The sequence below is a fragment of the Spirosoma flavus genome (assembly GCF_054778555.1).
In genome coordinates, this window is the sequence record NZ_BAAGZL010000003.1 from 957,133 (window position 1) to 980,139 (window position 23,007).

Sequence of the window (23,007 nt, forward strand, 5' to 3'; positions counted from 1 at the left end):
AGGGATTAAACTCAGGCTATCCGTTCCAGCTTAACCGGATATGTTTTTTTTGAAGCCCACTGCGCTACGTAGATACTGTCGTCCTCATCAACCAGTACGTCGTGTGGGTGAAGAAATGCACTTTGAGTAAAATCTTTACGTTGCTCGCCCAGTTTACCGTCCTGATACGTTGGCGTTGTTCCGCCCGGCGTTGAAATAACTCGGTCGTTTTTATCCAGAATCTGAACGTAGCCAGAATCAGGATAGGAGTCGGACGTACTGCGGAAAACGGCCCCGTAAATATTATCCTTATGAATAACCGGACGGCAAATATAAGAACCTGGCAATGAGATTGTTGATACGTATTTACCGTCTAACGAAAAGCGTTTCAGAGCATTATGTCTACGGTCGGTAATCAGCAGGGTTGGATTTGCTGCGTTACGTCGGTCTACAGCAATACCGTGGCAGCAGTCGAACGTATCGTTGGTTTCGCCTTTGCCGCCCCAATACCGAATGAGTTTGCCACTTTTATCGTATTGCATGACGTAGTTCAGACCATAGCCATCTACTACGTAGATATCGCCGTTGGCCGGGTTAATGGCGGTTTCGGTTGGTTTAAACTGCGTTGGGTAAGCGTATTTACCCGTTTCTCTGGGATATTCGATTTTCATCAACTCCTGCCCTTTCAGATCGGTTTTGATAACCTGATGGCGATCCGTATCGGCAATGAGAAGGTACTGATCGTTACCCTCTCCACCAATAGAGAAGCCGTGAGCGCCGGGATAATCATGCCCCCAGGATTCCAGCAGTTTACCCGATTTATCGTAAATCAATACGTTATTTTTAGTCTCGTTGGTCAGCAGCAAAATGCGTCCTTTAGCGTCCTGTACCATTTCGTGACAGTCGTTCACAGGATTTTTCGACGCATCCAAAACACCCCAACCTGGCACCACACGATACCGGAAGCCATTGTGGCCCAGCATCACTTGCTCGGCATGGCGATTGTGCGACTTTGCAGATAATATGGTTGGTGCTGCCATACCGGCCGCCGTCGCAAGAGAAGCCTGCCGCACAAACGACCGGCGCGATAAGAATGATGACATAGCGTTTTGACTGTTTTGGGGAAAAGGCTTAAGTCAACAAACTTTACTGCATGTGACCTCACAGGTGGTTACTACATAAAAAAGTCAGCCCGAACAGTTGTCGAACTGTTCGGGCTGACTTTTTTATGTAGTAAGCAAACTTATTTCGATCCGTTATCGTCGGATTTTTCGCGGTTAAATCCACCACGACCTCGCCCCATTTTGCTTCGCATCGACTCAAATTTGGCAAACTGGTCGGCTGTCAATACTTTTTTCATATCACTTCTGAATGATTCAGTACCCGCTTTCATTGCCTGCATTTTCGTTTGCCGGTCGTCTGAACTTTTCTGGATAGCGTCCATTTTTTCGGCACGGGCCAGCACTAATCCGTATACTTTTTTTGACGTAGCGTCGTCCAATGCCAACTCTTTGGTCATCCGGTCGGTCATGCGTTGCGCGCGGGTAGCCGGGTCAACGTTCTGCATGGTACGTCCTCTACGCTCCGTACGGTTCTGAGTAGTAGCATCCTGTGCATTTGCCCGCTGATTGAACAGCGGTAGAGAGAGCAGCGAAAGAAAAAATCCGCCGACGATGAATTTCTTTAACATGGTTCATTGGTTGTTTAATTCGGTCCTAAGACGGCCTAAACAGCCAATGGTTTAATAGTTCACGCGACAATTAATCGTTACTTAATTTCCCAAAGTAGCGTCAGCCGCCTACGAAACAGGCAAATTCGTAATCAATTGGGCGATTTTCTCAATCCCTGCTACGTCAATTTCACTAAAATCGTCCAGTTTATCGCTGTCTACATCAAGCACCATCGTTACGTTACCATCCTGATCAAACACAGGGACAACGACTTCCGATTTTGACGCTGAGCTACAGGCAATATGCCCCGGAAACTGCTCTACGTCAGGCACCAAAATGGTTTCCCGACGCGAATAAGCAGCACCACAAACGCCCTTGTTGAAAGCAATACGTGTGCAGGCAATAGGTCCCTGAAACGGTCCAAGTACGAGTTGATCTCCTTTCCTGATGTAAAAGCCAATCCAAAAAAATCCGAATGCTTCTTTCAGCGCTGCTGCTACGTTCGCCAGATTGGCCACTAAATCAGACTCTCCCTCAATTAGAGCAGCAATTTGAGGAATCAGACTTTCATAAACCGTCTGACGATCTGATGTTTGGGGAAGAATGAGCGTTTCTGCCACGTTTGTAATGTATGAAGTATGATGTATAAAGTATGATATGTTGCCAGCATTAGACACCTATCATACATCATACTTTATACATTAATTCAGTTTCTAGTGAAGAATTGAATCAAAACAATGCTCACTGTGGTAAAAAGCGTGCTGGCACCGACTCGGATGAGCGTTGGGATGATGAGCGTCAGACTGCTGGCTTCGATGAAAAACAACGTAAGATGATGGATGAGCGCCAAAATCAATACGTATCTAAAAAAAGCGCCTGTCCCTAATTCACTCAAAGAGAATTCAATACGTGTTTCCAGACCTGGTACGTCAATTTGCGAACGTACCACCAACGGCCTAACATACGCCATCAGCACCGTAGCGGCTGCATGCATTCCCAACGTATTATAGAACGTATCGATGATGATTCCCGTCACAAAAGCGATAAGCAACAACCAGGTCAGACTGGTTTCGTTAGGCAGCAGCAGGATGCAGGCAATGTAAACAAAACAGAAGGCGTAATCGAACAGGACTATATTCCGCATGAGCAGAATTTGCAGCACGAGGTACAGCAAAAACAATAGTGAAGTCGTTACGATTTCGCGAAGGGTCATTTTATATAATTATCAGTCGTCAGTCACTGGTCAGTAGTCTGAATAAATTACTTTAATCTAATGACTGATGACTAGCGACTGACCACTTATTTTTCCGTTTCAATTTGTTTTTCTAACTGATCCTGAGATTCGCGCAATTGGTTTTCAACAACATAGACGAATGACAGGTTACTGAAGTTGGTAGCCAGATCCAGTGTAAGGGCGTGGAATGTCTGGTTAGGTTGAACACCCACCGTGCGCACTCGTCCGACCAGTATACCAGGGGGAAACGTTGAGTTAAATTCCGACGTCACTACTGAATCGCCTTTGCTAACCGGTTTGTAACGAGGAATGGCATCCAGTTCGATCACGTGAGGGTCTACCCCATCCCACTTCGCCGAACCAATTTCACCGGCTTTCACCAATTTTGAGGACACAAGAAATTCAGAGTGCAGAATAGACGTAATAACTGAGAAATGCTGATTACAAACTTTCACTTTCCCTACAACTCCTGTTGGCGAAATCACGCCCATCCCCGGCCGGATGCCATCATCGGAGCCTTTATCGATGGTAATGTAATTGTTGGCGAACTGGGTCGTGTTATTGACCACTTTCGCAACCGTGAACTTAAATCGATCCGCAAAAGCAGAATCGGCCTGATATTCGACTGGGGAGGCTGGCTTACTTTGGATGAGTTGGGTGAGTCGCTGGTGAAGTCGTTGGTTTTCCAGAGCTAAATCAGCGTTTACCTGACGTAGGCTTGCATACTGATTTGCCGCATTCGACCACGCCAGCAATTGAGCCGCGTACCGATTCGACGTATTGAAGTACGTTACGCCCCAATAATTGCTGGTGTTGATGATGAAGTAAAAGCAAAGTACTTCCAGCAACACAAACAAAATGAAGTTCCGACTTCGAAGAAAAAAATCAACTAATTCACTCATGGTGAGTAAAGAAGTAGCCTGGACGCTACGTCCGGGTATCCGTTCGATGTTACTTCAAAACAGACACCCGAACGTAGCGTCCAGGCTACAAAACCTAGCTAATCAGAACAGATTTGTATAAATCCAGATTCTTAATCACCTCGCCCGTTCCTTTCACAACGGCCTTGAGCGGGTCGTCTGCTACGTGAATTGGCAGTTTGGTTTTTGCGCCCAGCCGCTTGTCGAGACCGTGCAGCAACGCGCCACCGCCTGTCAGGTGAATACCATTTGTATAAATATCCGCCGACAACTCTGGTGGCGAAATTTCGAGCGCCTTCATCGTGGCTTCTTCAATCTTCGAAATCGACTTGTCGAGCGAGTAGGCGATTTCGCTATAGGTCACTTTAATTTCTTTCGGAATACCCGTCATCAAGTCACGACCCCGGATTTCGTAATCGGCTGGTGGGTTGTCGAGTTCAGGCAGAGCCGAGCCAACTTCCATTTTGATCTGCTCCGCCGACCGTTCGCCGATGAGCAGGTTGTGTTCGCGACGCATGTAATCCACAATGTCGCGGGTAAATACATCACCAGCGATACGTATCGACTGTTCGCAAACGATCCCCGACAGGGCAATTACGGCAATTTCGGTAGTTCCGCCACCGATATCGACGATCATGGTCCCGTTAGGTTGGGTAATATCGATACCAATACCAATCGCAGCAGCAATCGGCTCGTGTACCATGTATACTTCTTTAGCGCCAGCGTGTTCGGCCGAGTCTTTAACGGCCCGCTTTTCCACCTCTGTAATACCCGATGGAATACAAATAACCATCCGGTGCGAGGGAGAAAAGAGCTTGCTGCCTGTATCAATCATTTTTATCATGCCCCGAATCATGAGTTCGGCGGCCGTAAAGTCGGCAATTACACCGTCTTTCAGGGGGCGAATGGTCTTGATATTTTCGTTGGTCTTTTCATGCATCTGCATGGCCTTATGACCAATAGCCAGCACTTTTCCGCTGACCTTGTCCATTGCAATAATCGAAGGCTCATCCACCACAATCCTGTCCTTGTGAATAATCAAGGTATTCGCTGTGCCCAGGTCAATCGCAATGTCGCTGGTTAGAAAATTAAAAAGTCCCATTATAGGTTGACGCAGAACGCCTTATTACGAGTACTGATTTTTTAAAAAGTGTGCAAAAATAGGGAGAATCTGATAAAATTCCCGTTTCAGTCGTACGTCTAAGTAAATAGTTTTTACATCAGCCCATTAAATAAGTTATACGGAGGACTAACGGCGATTGTGCTTTCTTCATTTCGGTGCGAAGCTTATCAAACAACTTCACAAACTCCCGACAATCCTGTTGCAACAACAGTAGAAATTCTCCCGTCAGCTCGGCGAAAGCAGAGCTCATAACGCTGGTAATTGCCGTTTCCTTCTGCAAAAAGAACTCTATTTAACAGTAGTACGTAGCCAAATCAGACAAACCGTTTAAGAAGCCCGTCGGCCTGATCCAGTTAAGAACGTAGTATACAAAGTGTATTCTCCATTACCTTTGTATAACTATGGGAATTCGTTCGGTTGTGAGTAAGCCTTTGGCCAAATGGGTTGTAGAACGCCAGAAAGAGTGGATGTACCAGCCGACTCAGGCGCAGCAACGCTGTTTTCAGAAGTTGCTCGAAGGAGGACGTAATACGGTTTTCGGGCGCGACCATCGGCTGAACGATGTGCAAACTATCGAAGAATTCCGTCAGGCTGTTCCGGTACGTGATTACGAAGATCTGAAACCGTATGTCGAACAAATTCTGAACGGCGGAACCGACGTGTTGTGGAAAGGAAAGCCGCTATATTTTGCCAAAACGTCGGGCACTACGTCGGGTACGAAATACATTCCGATTTCGCAGGAGTCGATTCCTAATCATATCAACTCAGCCCGCGACGCCTTACTGAACTACGTCAACGAAACGGGCAAGAGCGACTTTCTAGACAAGAAGCTGATTTTTCTGTCGGGCAGCCCCGAACTCACGCAAAAAGCAGGAATCAACATCGGTCGACTGTCGGGCATTGTCAATCACCACGTACCGGCTTACCTACGTACCAATCAGTTACCCAGTTACGAAACGAATACGATAGAAGACTGGGAAGCAAAACTGGAACGTATCATCGACGAAACGTTGCCGCAACCGATGTCGCTGATTTCGGGAATTCCGCCCTGGGTGCAGATGTATTTCGACCGGATTAAGGAACGTACTGGAAAGCTCATCAAAGACGTATTCCCCGATTTTTCGCTGTTTGTCTACGGCGGTGTCAACTTCGAGCCGTACCGCGCCAAACTCTACGAAACCATCGGCAAACGTATCGACTCCATCGAAACGTATCCGGCTTCGGAAGGCTTCATCGCGTTCCAAGATTCGCAGACGGAAGAAGGTTTGTTGTTACTCTTAAATAGCGGCATATTTTACGAATTCATTCCCGCCGATGAATTTTTCACCGAAAACCCACGACGATTGACCATTGGCGAAGTTGAGTTAGGCAAAAACTATGCTGTGATCATCAACAACAACGCGGGGTTGTGGGGCTATTCTCTAGGTGATACGGTCAAATTCGTATCTCGCGAACCATATCGGCTGCTGGTAACGGGACGTATCAAACACTTCATTTCGGCTTTCGGCGAACACGTTATTGGCGAAGAAGTGGAAAAGGCGCTCAAAGATGCTATGCAGAAACACCCCGAAACCGAAGTGGTTGAATTTACCGTAGCGCCGATGGTGAGCCCCAAAGAAGGCTTGCCGTATCACGAGTGGCTCGTTGAGTTCGCTACGCCCCCGCACAACGTAGCAGCCTTCGCCCACGACGTAGATGCGCGACTGACCGAGTTGAACGTTTATTACGACGACCTCATTACCGGCTCCATCCTGCAACCGCTACGTCTGACGAGTTTGCCACGTGGTGCCTTTCAGCGGTACATGAAGTCTCAAGGGAAGTTGGGCGGTCAGAATAAAGTGCCCCGATTAAGTAATGATCGGAAGATTGCCGAGGGGTTATTGCAAGGAGATAAAACGGTTTAGGGTATGGAAGCAGTAGCTGTCACTCAGGAGTTTATTCTGGAAACACTGAGAGCGAGCCGGGAGCGTTTACGTAGCGAATTCGGTATCGAACGTATCGGCCTTTACGGTAGCTTCGCCCGAAATGAACAGACGGAGAAAAGTGATATTGATTTGGTATATGAATTAAAACCAGACTTTAAGTTACCCTGGGCCGAGAAAGAACGCCTATATCGCATTCTTCGACGGAAACTCCACAGGAGAATGGATTTAGTAGACAGTCGGTTTATGAATCCGTTCATTGAGTATAAAATGGAAAAGGATGTAATCTATGTATAGTGACAATAACTTAGTATATATTTTCACTATGCTGGAATGCACTGAGAAGATTTTTATCTATGCACAAGACTATCCAAATGCAGAAGAATTAAATTGGGGAGCAGACCAAAGAGATTTTAATACCATATGGGCACTTTTACTGGTCATTGGTGAAGAATCTAAAAAAATAGAAGCGGATCTAAAGAAAGAATTTTCGCAGATTCCTTGGCATAATATAGCAGGCATGAGAAATTACTTAGCTCATGATTATCGTGGAATCGATCATGAGCTAAGTATGGGAAGTGATCAAAGATGGACTTCCTGGTTTGAAAGATGTCCTTATTTCGATGATTGATAGAATAGTTTATGTTAGTGAGATGTTAATTAGAGCTCTAAATTCTCCTTATTATAAACACATTCAGTACCTCCGCAAAAAATTAAATGACAGAACATAAAAAACGCCATATCGCCATTCTTGGCTCTACGGGCTCCATTGGTACGCAGGCCGTTGAGGTGGTGAAGGCGCATCCCGACCAGTTTCAGGTCGAAGTGCTTACAACCAACAACAATGCTGAATTACTTATTCAGCAGGCTGTTGATCTCAAACCGAACGTAGTGGTTATCTGCAATGAAGACCGCTACGTTCAGGTTTTCTCGGCCCTCGACCCACTCGGCATTAAAGTGTATGCAGGCGCAAAAGCTATAGCTTCCGTCGTACAGATGGATACGATTGATATGGTCTTGACTGCTATGGTTGGTTATGCCGGTCTGCTACCTACCATCAAAGCCATCGAAGCCGGGAAATCCATTGCGCTGGCTAACAAAGAAACGCTGGTTGTGGCGGGTGAGCTGATTACACAACTGGCCGCTCAGAAAGGTGTCAACATTTATCCGGTTGATTCTGAACACTCTGCCATTTTTCAGTGTCTGGTTGGTGAGTTTCATAACCCGATTGAGAAAATTATTCTCACGGCGTCGGGTGGGCCTTTCCGGGGGAAATCGCGGGAGTTTTTGGCGAACGTAACGAAAGCGCAGGCGCTCAAACACCCCAACTGGACGATGGGCGCAAAAATCACAATTGATTCTGCTACGTTGATGAATAAAGGGCTGGAAGTTATCGAAGCCAAGTGGTTATTCGGCCTTCGTCCCGACCAGATCGACGTAGTGGTTCATCCGCAGAGCATTATCCACTCTTTAGTTCAGTTTGAAGACGGCAGTTTGAAAGCGCAGATGGGTTTGCCCGATATGCGGCTGCCGATTCAATTTGCACTTGGCTATCCAAACCGGCTGAAATCGGATTTCCCGCGATTCAACTTCATGGATTATCCGTCGCTTACGTTTGAGAAGCCTGACCTTGATACGTTCCGCAACCTGCAACTGGCGTTCGATGCGCTGGAGCGTGGCGGCAATGCGCCTTGCATCATCAACGCGGCCAATGAAGTTGCCGTCGATGCCTTCCTGCACGACCGCATTACGTTCCTGGAGATCTCGGAAATTATTGAAGCCTGCCTGTCAAAAACGGCTTTCGTTCAGCATCCAACCTACGATGATTACGTACGTACCGATGAGACCACTCGTCAGCTGGCTACCGAACGAATTAAAAGTTTTGTTTAGCTGTTTGCATTATATAACCCTAACGTAGCGTTTTTAGCATCAAAATGCCTAAAAATGCAATCGGCCTTAAAGTAAAATCTGGCTTAAATGGTACGTTTGCGCGGAGATGCTTTCGTTAATTAATCTTAAATTTGAGTTTACCCCTGTTCTGAATACATGGAAATTTTAGTGATGGTTGGACAGCTCATTCTGGGTCTGTCTATTTTAGTTGGATTACACGAGTTGGGCCACTTGCTGGCAGCCAAAGCCTTTGGCATGCGGGTAGAGCAATATTTTATTGGATTCCCACCTAAAATCTGGAGCATCAAACGGGGTGAAACCGAATATGGTGTGGGCGCGATTCCACTCGGTGGATTCGTTAAAATTTCGGGTATGATCGATGAATCACTCGATACAACCCATACCGAAACTGAACCTCAACCTTACGAATTCAGATCGAAACCAGCCTGGCAACGATTGATCGTAATGCTCGGTGGTATTATTGTCAACGTAATAGTCGGCATCCTGATTTTCGTGGTGCTGGCTTACAAAAATGGCAATACGTACTTGGCCGCTAAAGATGCTAAATATGGCATCGTCGCTTATGAACTTGCTCAGGGTATTGGCCTGAAAACAGGCGATAAAATCCTGAAAGTGAATGGCAAACCCCTTGTCGATTTCAGTGATGTTCGTAGTTCAGACGTATTTCTGGGCGACAATAGCTATTATACAGTAGAACGTAATGGACAGGTCCTGGACATTGAAATCCCGAATAATTTCATCGATAAGATTGCCGATAAAAAATCGGCTGCACAATTCATTGAGCCAATCGAGCCGTTTAAGGTTGGTGAGCTGGCACCCGGACAGCCGGCGGCAAAAGCAGGCTTAAAGGCTGGCGACGTGATCACTAGTGCCAATGGTAAGCCGATTCAGTTTTACCACGAATTTACTCAGGCCGTAAAGCCCCTCAAAAGCAAGCCATTAACGCTTTCAGTGAACCGAAACGGTAAAGTTGATACGTTGAAGATGACCACTACGTCAGACGGAACTATTGGCTTTTACCCTGAAATGCTACTGCCGATGACCACACAGGAATATACCTTTGGAGAAGCGTTGTCGGTTGGTACGCAACGGGCGTTTCAGGTGGTGTATGACAACATTAAAGGATTTGGTAAAATTTTCCGGGGCGAGGTTTCGGCTTCGAAAGCGATCAGCGGCCCGATTGGTATTGCCCAGAATTTATTTGGTGGTATCTGGCGCTGGGATCGCTTCTGGACTGTAACGGGCCTTCTTTCAATGGCACTCGCCTTCTTTAACATATTGCCAATTCCAGCTCTAGACGGAGGTCATGCCACCATTTTGGGTTACGAAATTATTTCTGGGCGTAAACCTTCTGATAAATTTCTGGAAGGTGCGCAACGGGTTGGTATGGTTGTTTTGCTGGGTCTGATGGCCTTCGCTATTTTCAACGATGTTTTCAAGGCTTTTTTCTAAAATAATCGAACGTAGTAACGTAGCATTACCGAACTGGAACGTGACGTTTCGGTTCGGTTCGTTGTTGCTGTGCGGGCTAAGCGTTACGTTGCTGTTCAATAGCAGCCGTCCGGCGCATGACTTCCACGCAAGCGTAACCCAAATGCAGTTTAATCCCAAAGAGCACACATTTGAAATCAGCATTCGGATATTTACCGACGATTTTGAGAAAGCTCTTTCAGAAGTATCGAAAACGAAAGTCAATCTGGGACCGGATAATAAAAATGATGAACTCATTGAAAAGTACATCCTGGCGCATTTTGGTTACGTTACTTCGCAAAAGCAACCTAAGCCGATCAAGTACGTTGGGCACGAGACCGAAGCTGATGCCAACTGGCTTTATCTGGAAATGCCTTATAATGAACCTTTTCGAGGAGGTTTGTTAAAACAAAACGTATTGATGGAGATGTTTGATGATCAGGTTAACATGGTAAATCTTCAATATCAGGGCCAGAAAAAAACGTTTGTCTTCCGCAAAAATCAGCCCGTTCAAGCACTTTCACTCGAATAATAAATTTATTAGGACACTCACCCGTCTATTTAGTTAATTTTGCAGATTACATGGTGACCTGCCATCTGGTCATAACTCTAAAGAATGGCACGTCCCTTGCAACTACTTCATACCCTTATCTTTCGGCAGATTCGGTCAAGTACCACGTAATGAAAGCTGTCAGCTTGGCAGTGTACCCATGATTTCAGAAAAAGAATTAGCTACCCGTTTATTATTATCCGATTTCGATTCGGATAATCTGGAAATTGTTCCGCTCGGATCGCCAGAAGGGTTAGATGACGATTACGAATTACCCGCTAACTTACCCATTTTACCAGTCCGCAATACGGTTTTGTTTCCGGGCATGGTTATTCCCGTAACGGTTGGCCGTGCCAAGTCAATCCGCCTGGTTAAACGCGCCTATAAAGGCAATCGCATCATTGGCGTAGTAGCTCAACTCAATCAGCAAAAAGACGAACCGACGGCCGATGATCTGTATCGGTTTGGTACGGTTGCCTATATTATCAAAATGATTACGCTGCCCGATGGTAATATTACCATTATCATTCAGGGCAAGAAACGTTTTGAAATTCAGCAGATTACCCAGGAAGAACCTTTCATGACCGCTCAGGTACGTCAGATAGACGATACGTTCATGAGCGTCAATAAAAAGGAAGGGAAGGCTATGCTGCAATCCTTGAAAGATACAGCGTATAAGATGCTACGTCTGAATCCTGAGATTCCGCAGGAGGCACGTATCGCCCTTGATAATATTGAAAGTCCGACGTTTTTGCTGCACTTTTTATCATCGAACGTCAACGCCGACGTAGCAGATAAGCAACGACTGCTGGAAAGCCTTGAAGGCAGTCAGCAAGCTAATATGCTGCTCGAATTTATGCTTCGGGAAGTACAGTTGCTGGAGCTGAAACGCGAAATTCAGTCGAAAGCTTCGTCAGATCTTGACCAGCAACAGCGCGACTACTACCTGCGGCAGCAAATGAAAGTGTTGCAGGACGAGCTGGGCATGGACAACCCCGACCGCGAAATTGACGAAATTCGTATGAAGGCCGACCGCAAAAAATGGCCGACCGAAGTACGTTCGCATTTCGACAAAGAACTCAACAAACTACAACGTATCAACCCGATGGCTCCGGAGTACCCGGTCACGATGAACTACGTTGAGTTGATGGTCGATCTTCCCTGGAGTGAGTATACGAAAGACAATTTCGACCTGAAACGGGCGCAGAAAATCCTTGATTCTGACCATTTTGGGCTCGAAAAAGTGAAAGAGCGGATTATTGAGTACCTGGCCGTTCTGAAACTTAAAAACGACATGAAGGCTCCGATTCTGTGCCTATACGGTCCTCCGGGTGTAGGTAAAACCTCGCTGGGAAAATCGGTAGCAAAAGCGTTGGGACGGAAATACAGTCGGATGGCTTTAGGTGGCGTACATGACGAAGCCGAAATTCGCGGTCACCGGAAGACGTATATTGGTGCCATGCCCGGCAAAATTATCCAGAATATTCGCAAATGCGGCACCGCGAACCCAGTGTTCATTCTGGACGAGATAGATAAAGTAAGCTCTGATTTCCGCGGAGATCCGTCGTCGGCTTTACTTGAAGTACTTGATCCTGAACAGAATTCAACGTTCATGGACAACTACCTCGAAACCGAGTTCGACCTCTCGCGGGTGTTGTTTATTGCCACAGCCAACTCACTCGATACCATTCATCCTGCCCTGCGCGACCGGATGGAAATCATCGACATTGCGGGTTATACGGTTGAAGAAAAAGTCCAGATTGCCAAGAAATACCTGATTCCGAAGCAACGTAAGGACCACGGACTCAAACCCAAAGATTTGGTTATTGAGGACAAGGCTATCCTACGTATCATTGAGGGCTATACTCGCGAATCGGGGGTTCGGAACTTGGAACAGAAAATCGGGGCATTGGTACGTAAGATCGCCAAATCCATTGCGATGGAAGAGGAATACAATCACACGATTAAAGCGACAGATATTCCGAAACTGCTTGGTGCTGAGGTCTTCGACAAAGAACTCTACGCCGACGATGATATTGCCGGTGTAGTGACGGGTCTGGCCTGGACGCAGGTGGGCGGTGAAATTCTGCTTATTGAATCCAGTTTAAGTCGTGGTAAAGGTGTGCTGACGCTATCCGGGCAGTTGGGCGATGTAATGAAAGAATCGGCTATTACCGCTTTGTCGTACCTGAAAGCCCATTCCGATGAGTTAGGCATTGATTACCGGATATTCAATCACTACGATTTGCACATTCATATTCCGGCGGGTGCTGTTCCTAAAGATGGTCCATCGGCGGGTATTACCATGTTGACGTCGATGACGTCGATTTATACCCAACGGAAAGTGAAACCGTACGTAGCTATGACTGGCGAGATAACGCTACGTGGTAAAGTGCTGCCCGTGGGTGGTATTAAGGAAAAAATTCTGGCGGCTAACCGGGCAGGCGTTAAAGAAATCATTCTTTGCTCCAAAAACCGGAAAGACATCGAAGAAATCAACCAGACGTACATCAAAGATCTAACGTTCCATTACGTCGATACAGTTGATCAGGTATTATCAATTGCTTTATTACCCGGCCAGGTGGGTAAACCAATGAAGTTTATTCTACCCGAAGAAAAAGAACATCGCGAAGTAGAAAAAGTATATTGAGTTAAGCTTTAAATTTGAAAGCGTGAATGATAGAATGAGCTGTTAGCCTGTTCTATCATTCACGCTTTCAAATTTAAAGCTTAAGCTACGTTGCTTGATTTTCAAAAACTTTCCAGCCAGTATCAGCAGGCGTTGCTACGTCAGGTGATACCGTTTTGGCTTAAAAATAGCCAAGATACGTTGTGTGGAGGGTATTTTGATATGCTAACAGATACCGGCGAAGCAATTGAGGGCGATAAGTACGTAGCTATGCAGGCCCAGCAGGCTTGGGCTTTTTCCTGGCTTTATAATACGTATGATAAGCAAGCCGACTGGCTCGAGCACGCCCGGCACGGTGTTACGTTCCTTAGCCAGTTCGCCCACGACGAACGCCTGAACTGCTACGTCCAAATCGACCGTCGAGGTAGACCGGTGGCTTACTCTGGCAACCTTGTTTCAGCTAGTTTTTCAGCGATGGCCTATACGCAATTTAATCAGGCCACTGGTGAGGACGAATGGGCGATGTTAGCCAAGCAAACCATTTCAAATGCGGTACAGCGCCGGGAAAAGAAACGCTTATCCGCTGCCAATGAGCCAGGTCTGTTTCGACAAACAAAGCACCTCAGCGAACCCGTAGCACTCTTAAAATCCCTGCTAGATATGCGCCAGCTGTTCGATGAGGCTGTCTGGAAACAACATACTGATGAGATTTTAACAGAAATTCTGGCTGAGTTTGTCGACCGACGTAGCGATACCTTGCGTGAGTACGTATTGCCTGACGGGGGTTTTGTGAATACGCCCGAAGGTCGCCGGTTGAACGTTGGCCTAACGTTTCAAACCGCCAGTTTATCGCTGGATCTATACACAGAAAGTTTGCAGCAGAAAGGCAACTCATCAGTGGTCAATCGCAAATTGGTGACTCAGGCCGTTGACTGGTGCCTAAAAACCTGCGAACAAGCCTGGGATGACGAACCTACAAGTGAGTCTAAAGTGGGGCTGAATCAATACATTGATATGAAAGGCCAGCCATTTATTTTTCCTGAATGGCAGCAGAAATGGGCTTGGATACACGTAGAAGCTTGTGCTGTTCTGTTAAAATGCTACGTTCTTACTCGTCATCCCGAATGCCTGAAGTGGTTTAAGCGGATTCACGATTATACGTTTCAGTACTTTCCTGACGATGAACATTCAGGCTGGCATCTGGCTATAGATTCGTACGGCCAACCGCTTGTACATGCTAAAGCGATTCCAACCGTGGGTTGTTTTTCACTTATCCGCTGCTTGACTGAAGTCATCCAATTGTTGCCCAAATGCGAGGAATTTCAATCACCAAGACCATCCCGGTTAGGGCAAACTAGAGCATCTTTGGCAAGTAAGGTAGTTGGAAAGCCGCAATAGTAACTCTAAGTACGGCTTTCCAATAAAACGTTAATCCGGCAGCGTTACTTATAATGGCAAAACCAGCAAATCCCGGTCGTAAACCTCAGCGGCTAAAAACCTAATAGTTGGCGTAGCGTTTTGATCCATCATCAGCGAATACTCGTGCACTCCCGCCGAAACGGATTCAGAAACAAGCCTTTTCTGTGTTGTTTGGTGAATAGCGTCTAACTCATACAGATCTATAGTTAATTCGCAGGAAGCCAGTACGTTAACGCGGGCTCTTTGTTCCGTTACACGGACGAACTCCGTCAAAATTTTCCCAGCTTGTTCACCAGATATGGCTAGCTTAATCTGCTTCACCAATAGCGGAATTACTGGAGCCAGCCCGTCGACAAAAATCAGGTTTGGATTCTGGGTTCCAAGATTGGTTCTGAGTCGATGATTGGTGGCCTCATCAATGCCACGACCAAAAGCGACTAAGTCAAAGTTGGCTCCGTCAAAATCTTGATCAGCTTGCTCGACAAAGTTTGTAGTCGTTATGTTAAATCCTGCTTCGGTAAGTGCTGAAGATAGGTTAGTTAATACGTTAGGGTTGCGTCCGATAAGTAATACGTTACTGCTCATATTTCTATGTGATAGCCTCCCGAACGTAACAAACTTCAGGAGGCTATAAGGAATGGTTGATACGTAGTAGACGCGTATCTCAGATAAAATACTTTACAGCTATTGTTTTTTGTAGCCCTCGATGGCTCCACGTACGTTGCCAAATTGCTTGAGTAATGCTTCAGCTTCTTCCCGGCCAACGCCAATTTCACTCATAACCATTTTAGCCGCCCGGTCCTGCAATTTGATGTTTGTCAGTTGCATATCAACCATTTTATTGCCTTTTACGCGACCTAGCTGAATCATAACCGAGGTCGAAACCATATTCAGAACCAGTTTCTGAGCGGTTCCGGCTTTCATACGCGTGCTACCCGTTACGAATTCGGGACCAACTACAACTTCCACCGGAAATTCAGCCGCTTTTGCCACCGCCGAACCTTCATTACAAACAATACAACCTGTTAGCAAACCCGCTTTTCGAGCCTCTTCCAAGCCCCCTATTACGTAAGGCGTTCGACCAGAAGCAGCGATTCCAATTACGGTATCGTGTTCGTCCGGTTGATAAGGTGCAATATCTTTCCAGGCTTGTTCGGCATCATCCTCCGCAAATTCGACAGCTTTCCGAATGGCGCCATCGCCACCAGCCATTAAACCAATTACCAGATCGTGCGGAACGCCATAAGTTGGCGGACACTCCGATGCATCGACTACGCCAAGTCGCCCACTAGTTCCGGCACCTATATATATAAGACGCCCGCCCTGTTTCATACGCTTAACTATTTCCGTGACCAGTGCTTCGATTTGCGGAATAGCCCGCTCAACGGCTAGTGGTACAGTCTTATCTTCCTTGTTAATATTTACGAGCAAATCATGGACTGACATTTGCTCTAGATGGTCATAATGGGATGCGGTTTCTGTAGTCATGCCTCAAAAGTAGGTATGTGCCTGTTTTAGTGAATAAATAATTGAAATTTTCTTGCCTTTCCCAAAAACTCACTGTTTATTTACAGCGTTATTACACCATCAGCGAAATTTCGCTAATTGCAAAACATGACTACCGACCAATCAACAATTGCCCTGAACCGTTTTAGTCGCGTCTTAACTCAAGAAGTTAGTAATCCTGCTGCTCAAGCCATGCTATATGGCGTCGGGCTTACGGAAGAGGACATGCAAAAGCCTCAAATCGGTATTGCCAGTACGGGTTATGAGGGCAATACGTGCAATATGCATCTTAACGGCTTGTCAGTTTATGTAAAACAGGGTATTCAGGCGAGTGGATTGGTTGGGCTGATTTTTAATACAATCGGCGTTTCCGACGGCATGACCAACGGCAACGACGGTATGCGCTATTCGCTCCCCAGCCGTGACCTCATTGCTGACTCTATTGAATCGGTAGTTGCCGCGCAATGGTACGACGGTGTAGTGACAGTTGTTGGTTGCGACAAAAATATGCCGGGTGCCGTGATGGCAATGGCTCGACTCGAACGTCCGGGCATTATGGTGTATGGCGGAACGATACGTTCGGGACATTATAAAGGTCAGAAGTTAGATATCGTTTCGGCTTTCGAAGCGCTGGGCAAAAAATACGCCAACAATATTTCTGACGAAGATTTTAAAGGCGTCGTTCAAAATGCGATTCCAGGTGCCGGTGCTTGCGGTGGTATGTATACCGCCAATACCATGGCTAGTAGTATTGAAGCGATGGGATTAAGCCTACCCTTTAGCAGTACGTATCCAGCTACGCACGAAGGCAAGCAGGAAGAATGCAAGAAAATTGGTGCCGCTATGCGGTTGCTATTGGAACGTAACATTACACCTAAAGAGATTATTACGCGGAAATCGCTCGAAAATGCGCTAACTATTGTAATGGCGCTCGGTGGTTCGACCAATGCGGTTTTGCATTATCTGGCCATTGCCCGGGCAGCCGGTATCCAATTGACTATTGATGACATTCAGGAAATCAGCGACAGAACTCCACTACTCGCCGATTTAAAACCGAGTGGTAAATATTACATGGAGGATATGTTGGCCATTGGCGGTGTTCCTGCCGTGACAAAATATCTGTATCAAAACGGCTTTATCCACGGTGACTGCCTGACCGTAACTGGCAAAACAGTAGCTGAAAATCTGGAAGAAGCATCTGACCTCAATTTCGAGACGCAGAAAATTGTTTTCCCGCTTGATAAGCCGATCAAACCGACCGGTCATATTCAGATTCTACGCGGTAATCTCGCCCCAACGGGATCAGTTGCCAAGATCACAGGAAAGGAAGGCCTGAAATTTGAGGGAGTTGCTAAGGTGTGCGAACACGAAAGCGAGATTATTGATGCCTTGTCAAAAGGTGAGATTTTGCCAGGACAAGTCATTGTGATACGTAACGCTGGGCCAAAAGGCGGTCCTGGGATGAGTGAGATGCTGAAACCAACCTCAGCTATTATGGGCGCTGGCTTTGGTGATAAAGTTGCGCTGATTACTGACGGACGTTTTTCGGGTGGTACCCATGGATTCGTCGTCGGACACGTAACACCCGAAGCTTTCGAAGGCGGCCCGATTGCCCTCGTTAAAAACGGCGACCGCATTACAATCGACGCGACTACTCGTGAACTGACTTTACACGTATCAGACGAAGAACTGGCATACCGCAAAAGCGAGTGGCAGCAACCGGCTCCGCTCTTTACCAAAGGCGTTCTGGGCAAATACATTCGCAGCGTGAAGTCGGCGAGCGAAGGCTGCGTTACAGATGAAGACTAAGCCTTACTAAGTCCTAATACAACAAACTGAATACAATCTTTAAACTGTATACGTGTCATGGAAGCAATTGCCAGCATCATGCCGGAAGCGATCGAAACCAAACCGGCTCCTACTTACATCAATGGTTCACAAGCTCTCATGATGTCGCTTCTAGCCGAGGGGGTCGACACGATTTTTGGCTATCCCGGCGGGGCCATTATGCCCGTCTATGACGCGCTATACGATTATCAGGAGCAAATCAACCACATTCTGGTACGTCACGAACAGGGGGCTGGTCATGCCGCGCAAGGATACGCCCGCATGCAGGGACGAGCTGGCGTGTGCCTCGTTACGTCGGGACCAGGCGCTACAAACCTCGTTACGTCCATTGCCGATGCCCTCATCGATTCTACCCCAATGGTTTGCATCGTGGGGCAGGTTGCTAAAAAGCTGTTGGGCACCGATGCATTTCAGGAAGCCGACGTAATGGGCGTTACCATGCCGATTACAAAATGGAACTATCAGATTACTAACGCCGATGAAGTAGCCGACGTTATTTCGAAAGCCTTCTACATCGCCCAGTCTGGTCGGCCTGGGCCGGTTTTGATTGATATTACCAAGAGTGCACAGTTAGAGTTGATGACGAAACCGTTTGCGTATGAGAAGTGCCAGACCATCGTTAGTTACCGCCCGCGCCTGGTACCAAAGCAAGATCAGCTCGAACTAGCTGCTCAATTAATTAATTCAGCCAAGAAACCCTACATTTTGGTTGGGCACGGTGTTCAGATTGCCAAAGCGGAAGATGAACTTCAGGCGTTCGCTGAAAAAACAGGTATACCGGTTGCTACTACGTTGCTGGGACAGTCAACCATCTCAACGAGCCATCCGCTTTACGTTGGCTGGTTAGGTATGCATGGTAACTACGGGCCTAACGTAATGACCGACCATGCTGACGTAATCATTGCTATTGGTATGCGTTTCGACGACCGCGTAACGGGTGATGCCAGCAAATTTATCACGCAGGCAAAGGTCGTCCACATCGAAATTGACCCATCGGAAATTGATAAAATTATTCGGGCCGATGCGCCGGTTGTAGGCGATGCGAAAGAAGCACTTTCCGCGCTTTTGCCGCTGGTTAATAAAAATGACCATACCGTCTGGCGCAACGAATTCCGCAAGTACGATGCCGTTGAAAACGAAGTCATTACGGAACCTGCTCTAAATAATCCAGAAGGTAAAATCAGAATGCCGGAAGTTATCGACATGCTGTCGAAGAAAACAAACGGCGAAGCAGTTCTGGTTACCGACGTAGGGCAGCATCAGATGATGGCATCTCGCTATTACCAGTTCCGTCGCCCAAACAGCCTTGTTACGTCAGGGGGGATGGGCACGATGGGTTTTGCATTACCGGCAGCTTTTGGAGCCCAAGTGGGGGCGCCTGATCGGCAGGTAGTAGCAATTATTGGTGATGGGTGTTTCCAGATGACGTTGCAGGAATTGGGAACTATTGTGCAAAATAAGCAGCCCGTTAAAGCGATCATTCTGAATAACAACTTCTTAGGAATGGTACGTCAGTGGCAGCAACTGTTTCACCAGCGCCGGTACTCATTTGTTGAGTTACAAAACCCAGACTTCATTACTATTGCCAGAGGCTTTGGAATGGATGGACAGACCTGTGACGAACGTGAGAAATTATCCGAAGCGCTCGATACTATGCTCAATCATGATGGTCCTTACCTGCTTGAAGTGGTTGTTGAGAAAGAAGAAAATGTGTTCCCAATGGTACCCGCCGGTACCAGCGTATCACAAATCAGATTAAGCTAAAATACTTTAGCTAAACGTAGTACCTCTCAACAAAACCAGCAGAAGACAGCAAAGTTATGACCACCTACACTATCTGCATATTCACTGAAAATACCATCGGATTGCTCAATCGCATCACGATTATTTTCACGCGCCGACGTATCAACATCGAGAGTTTGACTGTATCGGAAACCGAACGTAAAGGTGTATCCCGTTTCACGATTGTCATTAAGCATGAGTCTCGGGATGAAGTGGAGAAACTCGTCCGTCAGATACGTAAAATCGTGGAAGTTCTGGCTGTTTTTGGTTATCTCAACGACGAGATTGTATTTAATGAAATCGCTCTTTTTAAGATTTCTACGCCCCTGAAAAGCAAGTCGCTGGATGTTGAAACCATCAACCAGCAGTATAAAGCCTGGGTTGTATACTGGGGGCTTGACTACGTAGTAATTGAGAAAACAGGCAATGACACGGAGATTTTCGACTTTTTCAATTACCTCAAACAGTACGAGATTCTGGAATTTGTTCGCTCAGGCCGGGTAGCTGTCGGTAAGACAGAAAAGGGCTTAGTCGAGTACCTGCCCGAAGCCGAATGGGCGTATTATTTGTAGCAATTACCCTAATAAGTACCAATTAGTAACCCCACATAAAGAGTACCAAACCAATTTAACAATGGCAACGATTAATTTCGGAGGAGTAGAAGAGCAAGTCGTAACTCGGGAAGAATTCCCGCTGGAAAAAGCCCGTGAGGTGCTGGCCAACGAAACCATCGCCGTGATTGGCTATGGCGTACAGGGCCCCGGTCAGTCGCTGAACATGCGCGACAATGGTTTCAATGTAATCGTCGGACAACGTAAAGGCAAAACTTACGATAAAGCTGTCGCTGACGGCTGGGTTCCGGGCGAAACGCTATTTGAAATTGAAGAAGCACTGGAAAAAGGCACGATTATCTGCTTCCTGCTCTCCGATGCTGCTCAGATTGAACTCTGGCCAACCGTAAAAGCTGCTTTGAAACCAGGTAAATCGCTGTATTTCTCGCACGGATTCGGTGTTACGTATAAAGAAAAAACGGGTATCGTTCCCCCAGCTGATGTTGATGTATTCCTGGTTGCTCCAAAAGGTTCTGGTACGTCGCTACGTCGCCTTTTTGTAGAAGGCAAGGGTCTGAACTCGTCATTTGCGGTGTATCAGGACGCGTCGGGTAATGCACGTACCAAAGCCATTGCTATGGGTATCGGCGTTGGTTCTGGTTACTTGTTCGAGACAGATTTTTACAAAGAAGTAACGTCTGACCTCACCGGCGAACGTGGTACGTTGATGGGCGCTATCCAGGGTATTTTTGCCGCTCAATATGAAGTGCTACGTGCCAACGGCCACAGCCCTTCGGAGGCCTTCAACGAGACGGTTGAAGAGCTGACCCAGTCGCTGATGCCGCTGGTAGCTGAAAACGGTATGGACTGGATGTACGCGAACTGTTCGACTACAGCTCAGCGCGGTGCTCTGGATTGGTGGAAGCCTTTCCGCGACGCAACCAAGCCCGTGTTTGAAAAACTTTATAACTCGGTGAAAGACCAGGAGCAGGCCGAAATCAGCATCACGCGTAACTCGCAGCCTGATTACCGCGAGAAGCTGGAAGTCGAACTGTCCGAACTTCGCGAGTCAGAGATGTGGCAGGCTGGTGCAGCCGTTCGTTCACTACGTCCAGAGCGGAGCTAAAAATAATTATTACGCAGAGATCTAGTGAGGAAAGAGATCCGCAGAGAAATTTTCTTTGTGGATCTCTGCGTTATGTCCGTAAACCGCTGTGTACTAATAAATGGTAGCGCCCGACACGAATATCCCCACCCTCGACAACATCTATCTGGCGGCTAAAAGGTTGCAGGGCATCGCTACGCATACGCCGTTACAGGAAAACCTCAATCTATCGGACCGATACGGGGCTACAATTTTCCTTAAACGCGAAGATTTACAGGTAGTTCGCTCATACAAAATTCGGGGAGCCTACAACAAAATGGCGAACCTTTCCCCCGAGGCCCTGGCCAAAGGTGTCGTATGTGCCAGTGCCGGAAATCACGCGCAGGGGCTGGCTTATGCCTGTCGAAAAATGGCGGTACGTGGCACTATTTTCATGCCCACCACGACGCCCAATCAGAAAATAAAACAGGTAAAACTTTTTGGAAAGGATTATGTAGAGGTCGTTTTGGTCGGTGATACGTATGACGATGCATTCTATGCAGCCATGGAATTTGTGCAAACGCACGACTGCACGTTCGTTCATCCGTTCGATGATTTGCAGGTGATGGAAGGTCAGGGAACGGTTGGGTTAGAAATCTTCAGAGATTCGAACGTTCAAATTGATTACCTGCTGTTAGCTATTGGCGGAGGTGGACTAGCCGCTGGCGTATCGACGGTTTTCAAGCAACTCAGCCCAAGAACCAAACTCATTGGTGTAGAGCCGCTTGGCTCGCCATCCATGAAGATATCCATTGACGAAGGCCACGTAGTAGCTCTCGATAAGATTGACAAATTCGTGGACGGTGCAGCCGTGAAACGCCCCGGCGACGTAACGTTTGAGGTATGCCGCCAAAACCTCGACGACGTACTATTAATCCCTGAAGGAAAAGTCTGCACCACCATTCTCCAGCTATACAACGAAGACGCCATCGTGGCTGAACCGGCTGGCGCCCTAACCATTGCTGCCCTCGATTTCCTGGGCGCTAAAATTCGTGGCAAGAACGTAGTATGTCTGGTCAGTGGCGGCAATAACGACATTACGCGCACCGAAGAAATCAAAGAGCGTTCCCTATTGTATGAAGGGCTAAAACACTACTTCATCATCCGGTTTCCGCAGCGAGCCGGTGCCTTCCGCGACTTCCTGAACGTACTAGGCCCTAACGACGACATTGCCCGTTTCGAATACGTAAAGAAAACCAATCGCGAAACCGGCCCGGCTGTCGTAGGTATCGAACTAAAGAATCGTGAGGATTTTGAACCACTCATTCAGCGTATGCAGGATCAGAACATCGTCTTCGAATACCTCAACGACCAACCTGATTTGTTTCAGTTTTTGGTTTAATCAATGG

The 23,007-nt window shown here is 47.0% G+C and carries 21 protein-coding genes; 13 read left to right on the top strand and 8 right to left on the bottom strand.

The window, feature by feature from the left end; genetic code table 11:
- Positions 1–11: 11 nt before the first annotated feature.
- The 6 genes from ACYVF1_RS20350 to ACYVF1_RS20375 all read right to left on the bottom strand — a co-directional run bounded on the left by ACYVF1_RS20350 (position 12) and on the right by ACYVF1_RS20375 (position 4,905).
- Positions 12–1,082 carry an NHL repeat-containing protein gene (locus ACYVF1_RS20350; protein WP_461082232.1) on the bottom strand — a complete coding sequence of 357 codons (1,071 nt, stop codon included), beginning with the start codon at positions 1,080–1,082 and terminating at the stop codon, positions 12–14.
- A gap of 140 nt (positions 1,083–1,222) precedes the next feature.
- On the bottom strand, positions 1,223–1,669 hold the full coding sequence (locus ACYVF1_RS20355; RefSeq protein ID WP_461082234.1) for a DUF4890 domain-containing protein: 447 nt from the start codon (positions 1,667–1,669) through the stop codon (positions 1,223–1,225).
- A gap of 108 nt (positions 1,670–1,777) precedes the next feature.
- Positions 1,778–2,269: a GAF domain-containing protein gene (locus ACYVF1_RS20360; protein ID WP_461082236.1), complete on the bottom strand. Its 492-nt coding sequence runs from the start codon at positions 2,267–2,269 to the stop codon at positions 1,778–1,780.
- Positions 2,270–2,355: 86 nt separating this feature from the next.
- Positions 2,356–2,862 (bottom strand): hypothetical protein, encoded by a 507-nt coding sequence (locus ACYVF1_RS20365; RefSeq protein WP_461082238.1) that lies wholly within the window; start codon positions 2,860–2,862, stop codon positions 2,356–2,358.
- An 86-nt stretch (positions 2,863–2,948) separates the two neighbouring features.
- A complete protein-coding gene (gene mreC / locus ACYVF1_RS20370) occupies positions 2,949–3,785 on the bottom strand; it encodes a rod shape-determining protein MreC (protein ID WP_461082240.1) in 837 nt (278 codons plus the stop codon).
- A 94-nt stretch (positions 3,786–3,879) separates the two neighbouring features.
- A complete protein-coding gene (locus ACYVF1_RS20375) occupies positions 3,880–4,905 on the bottom strand; it encodes a rod shape-determining protein (RefSeq protein ID WP_020597389.1) in 1,026 nt (341 codons plus the stop codon).
- Between the two features lie 422 nt (positions 4,906–5,327).
- On the opposite strand from ACYVF1_RS20375, the gene ACYVF1_RS20380 reads away from it, so the two are divergent.
- From ACYVF1_RS20380 to ACYVF1_RS20415, 8 genes are all read left to right on the top strand, one after another.
- Positions 5,328–6,830: a GH3 auxin-responsive promoter family protein gene (locus ACYVF1_RS20380; protein ID WP_461082242.1), complete on the top strand. Its 1,503-nt coding sequence runs from the start codon at positions 5,328–5,330 to the stop codon at positions 6,828–6,830.
- Positions 6,831–6,833: 3 nt separating this feature from the next.
- Positions 6,834–7,145: a nucleotidyltransferase family protein gene (locus ACYVF1_RS20385; protein ID WP_461082244.1), complete on the top strand. Its 312-nt coding sequence runs from the start codon at positions 6,834–6,836 to the stop codon at positions 7,143–7,145.
- Positions 7,138–7,479 carry a HepT-like ribonuclease domain-containing protein gene (locus ACYVF1_RS20390; RefSeq protein WP_461082246.1) on the top strand — a complete coding sequence of 114 codons (342 nt, stop codon included), beginning with the start codon at positions 7,138–7,140 and terminating at the stop codon, positions 7,477–7,479. The genes ACYVF1_RS20385 and ACYVF1_RS20390 overlap by 8 nt, the downstream gene beginning before the upstream one ends.
- Before the next feature lie 86 nt (positions 7,480–7,565).
- Positions 7,566–8,738 carry a 1-deoxy-D-xylulose-5-phosphate reductoisomerase gene (locus ACYVF1_RS20395; RefSeq protein ID WP_461082248.1) on the top strand — a complete coding sequence of 391 codons (1,173 nt, stop codon included), beginning with the start codon at positions 7,566–7,568 and terminating at the stop codon, positions 8,736–8,738.
- 156 nt (positions 8,739–8,894) lie between these two features.
- Positions 8,895–10,211, top strand: coding sequence for an RIP metalloprotease RseP (rseP, locus tag ACYVF1_RS20400; RefSeq protein WP_461082250.1), 1,317 nt, complete (start codon positions 8,895–8,897; stop codon positions 10,209–10,211).
- The gene (locus ACYVF1_RS20405; protein WP_461082252.1) at positions 10,189–10,761 is read left to right on the top strand and encodes a DUF6702 family protein; all 573 of its coding nucleotides are present in this window, start codon (positions 10,189–10,191) and stop codon (positions 10,759–10,761) included. Before rseP ends, ACYVF1_RS20405 begins: the two co-directional genes overlap by 23 nt.
- 178 nt (positions 10,762–10,939) lie before the next feature.
- Positions 10,940–13,429 carry an endopeptidase La gene (gene lon / locus ACYVF1_RS20410; protein WP_461082254.1) on the top strand — a complete coding sequence of 830 codons (2,490 nt, stop codon included), beginning with the start codon at positions 10,940–10,942 and terminating at the stop codon, positions 13,427–13,429.
- A gap of 90 nt (positions 13,430–13,519) precedes the next feature.
- A complete protein-coding gene (locus ACYVF1_RS20415; protein ID WP_461082256.1) occupies positions 13,520–14,806 on the top strand; it encodes an AGE family epimerase/isomerase in 1,287 nt (428 codons plus the stop codon).
- Between the two features lie 48 nt (positions 14,807–14,854).
- On the opposite strand, the gene ACYVF1_RS20420 is transcribed toward ACYVF1_RS20415, so the two are convergent.
- Both ACYVF1_RS20420 and murQ read right to left on the bottom strand, forming a co-directional pair.
- Positions 14,855–15,412: a hypothetical protein gene (locus ACYVF1_RS20420; protein ID WP_461082258.1), complete on the bottom strand. Its 558-nt coding sequence runs from the start codon at positions 15,410–15,412 to the stop codon at positions 14,855–14,857.
- A 99-nt stretch (positions 15,413–15,511) separates the two neighbouring features.
- Entirely contained in the window at positions 15,512–16,315 is an 804-nt protein-coding gene (murQ, locus tag ACYVF1_RS20425) for an N-acetylmuramic acid 6-phosphate etherase (protein ID WP_461082260.1), read from the bottom strand.
- 126 nt (positions 16,316–16,441) lie between these two features.
- Between murQ and ilvD the strand changes: the two genes are divergently transcribed.
- The 5 genes from ilvD to ilvA all read left to right on the top strand — a co-directional run bounded on the left by ilvD (position 16,442) and on the right by ilvA (position 23,000).
- Positions 16,442–18,142, top strand: coding sequence for a dihydroxy-acid dehydratase (gene ilvD / locus ACYVF1_RS20430; RefSeq protein ID WP_461082262.1), 1,701 nt, complete (start codon positions 16,442–16,444; stop codon positions 18,140–18,142).
- Between the two features lie 57 nt (positions 18,143–18,199).
- A complete protein-coding gene (gene ilvB / locus ACYVF1_RS20435) occupies positions 18,200–19,945 on the top strand; it encodes a biosynthetic-type acetolactate synthase large subunit (protein ID WP_461082264.1) in 1,746 nt (581 codons plus the stop codon).
- A 56-nt stretch (positions 19,946–20,001) separates the two neighbouring features.
- Complete coding sequence (gene ilvN, locus ACYVF1_RS20440) at positions 20,002–20,535, top strand: acetolactate synthase small subunit (protein ID WP_461082266.1); 534 nt, start codon at positions 20,002–20,004, stop codon at positions 20,533–20,535.
- Positions 20,536–20,596: 61 nt separating this feature from the next.
- A complete protein-coding gene (gene ilvC, locus ACYVF1_RS20445) occupies positions 20,597–21,640 on the top strand; it encodes a ketol-acid reductoisomerase (protein ID WP_461082268.1) in 1,044 nt (347 codons plus the stop codon).
- Between the two features lie 100 nt (positions 21,641–21,740).
- Positions 21,741–23,000 (top strand): threonine ammonia-lyase, encoded by a 1,260-nt coding sequence (ilvA, locus tag ACYVF1_RS20450; RefSeq protein WP_461082270.1) that lies wholly within the window; start codon positions 21,741–21,743, stop codon positions 22,998–23,000.
- Positions 23,001–23,007 lie beyond the last annotated feature (7 nt).